The following is a 2,144-nucleotide window of genomic DNA, read 5'->3' on the forward strand; positions in this document are numbered from 1 at the left end:
GAGAATAAGCAGCAACTTAATTTACTGACCCATGCAAAATGTACTTGGTTTCAAGGCTATATTATCAGTCGACCACTAGCTCATGACGACATTATTCAATTAATTAAGACACAGCTATCTTTGAGTGTTGTGCCATAAAGTCAATTGTGTGAGATAGCGCGATATTACGGATGGTATCCTTTTCTATGAACACTTCGTGATATGCGCCTTCAATAATAACTTTATGACAATGAGTGCTTAGTGCTTGGTTTTGCGCCTCATTACAGACAATCGTGTCTTTTTCAGCTTGCAAAATTAGTATCGGAGTTTGGCTGTGTTTAGCGTAGTCGATGCATTTCTCCGCTGCATCCATTGCCTCTAGTAACCAATGGTTAGTCGGTGAGCCTAACTGTGCTTTAGTGGTTTCTTCGAAGATGTTGCGATAGTGCTTATAACGTTTTTGGCTATGAGTCAGTCGGTTGCGTTTAAAGCTGTCGGGTTTGTAATGGGTTCCCCCTATTACAAATGTGCTGTGTACTTTATTTGCTTCCAGACGATTATTATCGAGCTTTTGTGCTAGCCAACGAATGATAGGTTTTGTAAACGGTAATCGAATGCCAAACATGGGCGCTGAGAATACGGCTGCAGTAAATGTATTTGGGTGTTGATTAATATAATCGCTGGCAATGGTGCATCCCATTGAGTGAGCAATGATAAATAGCTCATCATGCTGTTGTTGGCGTACGACCTGGTCAATAAATTCAGTTAAGTCCTTTGTGTAATCGGTAAAATTAGCAACATAACCCTGATGTGGGTTGTGTGTCAGCCTGTCTGATAACCCTTGTCCTCGATGATCTAAAGCGTAAACGCTAAATCCTTGTTGGTATAAATCAAACATCAACTCTTGATATTTTATGTAGGATTCTACTCTGCCATTGCTGATCACAATTGCACGCTGATTATTTGGATGTTGGATCATCGTATAGGCAATATTAATACCGTAATCAGTACAGAAACTTGATTGGTGTACTTGTTGCCAAAAGTGTCGCTGTTCACTGGTATCGATCTTTAATTCTGATGAAAATTTCATGTAATGCATAGTTATTAAGCCAGCTTGTTTATATCTAAAATGTTATTGAATTCGACGTGTTTATCTATCTTATTAGCCAGCACTGGCCTCTTCTATTATTGCCTTTTGGCGAGCTATAAACTCATCAACCATTTGTTCCAGCACCGACATTGGGATAGAACCATTTTCTAGAATGGCATCATGAAACTTGCGGATATCAAAGTTTTTACCCAGTGACGTTTCAGCCTTAGCGCGCAACCGTTTTATGGTTAATTCACCGATTTTGTACGACAACGCTTGGCCTGGCCAAGAAATATAGCGATCTATTTCTGTAGTAACGTTGTGCATTGAAAGTGCAGTATTACCAGCCATAAAATCTATCGCCTGCTGACGGCTCCACCCTTTAGCATGTATGCCGGTGTCGACGACTAAACGTGCCGCACGCCACATCTCATAGGTTAATCGGCCAAAGTTACTGTATGGATCTTGATAAAATCCAGCTTCTAAACCCAAATATTCTGAATATAAGCCCCAACCTTCACCAAATGCAGAGATATAACTGTAACGTCTAAAATTAGGTAAGTCAGTGAGTTCTTTATTGAGTGATATCTGTAAATGGTGTCCTGGCACTGCTTCATGTAATGTCAGAGCTTCAAGCTCGTACAGCGGTCGCTTATCTAAGGCGTAGGTGTTAACCCAATAATAGCCTGGCTCATCGTCTCGGTTTGAACCCGAGTAGCGCCCCGTGGTGTATTTAGGCGCAATTTCAGCAGGTACAGGTGCAATACCATAAGGGGTGCGTGGTAATTTACCGAAATACTTAGGTAACATGGCATCTGCTTTTTTTGCAATAAATGCTGCTTCTTTAAGTAACTCATCAGCGGTTTTAGGGTAAAACGGTGGATCTGTGCGTAAAAACATTAAAAAATCAGCAAAACTGCCTTTAAAGCCAACATCTTTAATCACCTGTTCCATTTCTGATCTTATACGAGCAACTTCTTGTAATCCAAGTTGATGGACTTGTTGAGCTGTCATTGGCAGCGTGGTGTAATACTCAACTCTGTTTTGATAAAACGCCGCGCCATCTGGTAAAGCC

The 2,144-nt window shown here is 40.9% G+C and carries 2 protein-coding genes; both read right to left on the reverse strand.

The genetic code is table 11. From position 1 onward, the window contains the following. Positions 1–103: 103 nt before the first annotated feature. Complete coding sequence (locus tag H5202_RS21100) at positions 104–1,078, reverse strand: alpha/beta fold hydrolase (RefSeq protein WP_182773784.1); 975 nt, start codon at positions 1,076–1,078, stop codon at positions 104–106. Between the two features lie 63 nt (positions 1,079–1,141). After that, positions 1,142–2,144, reverse strand: a 1,003-nt coding sequence (locus H5202_RS21105) for a DUF885 domain-containing protein (RefSeq protein WP_182773785.1), incomplete at its 5' end; no start/stop codon positions are given.

It is taken from the genome of Shewanella sp. SG41-4 (assembly GCF_014164505.1).
Taxonomy (GTDB): domain Bacteria; phylum Pseudomonadota; class Gammaproteobacteria; order Enterobacterales; family Shewanellaceae; genus Shewanella.

What these genes read in the sequence shown, in the direction of transcription:
- H5202_RS21100 (WP_182773784.1), bottom strand. Translation starts at nt 1,078, where the DNA reads ATGCATTACATGAAATTTTCATCAGAATTAAAGATCGATACCAGTGAA.